Source organism: Mycobacterium sp. NGS27, assembly GCF_059813005.1.
Window position 1 is genome coordinate 1 of record NZ_JCALDT010000029.1, and the last position, 806, is coordinate 806.

The 806-nt window shown below is 66.6% G+C and carries 1 protein-coding gene; it reads left to right on the top strand.

What is annotated here, in order from left to right:
* Positions 1-806 (top strand): condensation domain-containing protein (locus tag AC5Y30_RS25415; RefSeq protein ID WP_499922060.1); only part of this gene is annotated, 806 nt, incomplete at both ends.

The following is an 806-nucleotide window of genomic DNA, read 5'->3' on the forward strand; positions in this document are numbered from 1 at the left end:
GCGACACCGGCGGTGCTGCCGCCGGTGCAACCGGATGTGGATACCTTCGCCGCGGCGGGGCATTTGTCGGTGCAACTAGATGTCGCGACGACCCGGATGCTGCTCGGTGAGGTGCCCGCAGCGTTTCACGCCGGCATTCAGGACATCTTGTTGATCGCCTTGGGATTGGCGTGGACGCAGTTCGCCGACTGCGGGGGTGGGTCGGTCGGCATCGACGTCGAGGGGCACGGCCGTCACGAGGAGTTGGGCGCAGATGTCGATCTGTCGCGCACGGTGGGGTGGTTCACCACCAAATACCCGGTGTCGCTGACGGTCGGTGGACTGGACTGGGCCCGGGTGATCGCCGGTGAGTCGGCCCTGGGTGCGCTGGTCAAAAACGCCAAGGAACAACTTCGCGCTCATCCGGACGGATTGACCTATGGGCTGTTGCGCTATCTGAACACCGAGGTCGACCTGACCGGGCCCGACCCGGCGATCGGATTCAACTATCTCGGGCGGTTGGGCGCCCCAGCGGCCGAGGGCACTGATGAGGTGTGGCGGGTCAGCCAGGACGGGCTGTCGGTGGCCGGCGTTGCGGCGCGGATTCCCATGACGTTGGCGCACACCGTGGAACTCAATGCGGGCACTGTCGACATCGAGACCGGCCCACAGCTGCACGCCAACTGGACGTGGGCGCCCTCAGTGCTCGATCACGCGCAGGTCAGCCTGCTGGCTCAGTTGTGGTTCGAGGCCCTGGCCGGCATCTGTGCACACGTCCAACACGGCGGCGGCGGGCTGACACCCTCAGATATCGCACCCGCCCGGCT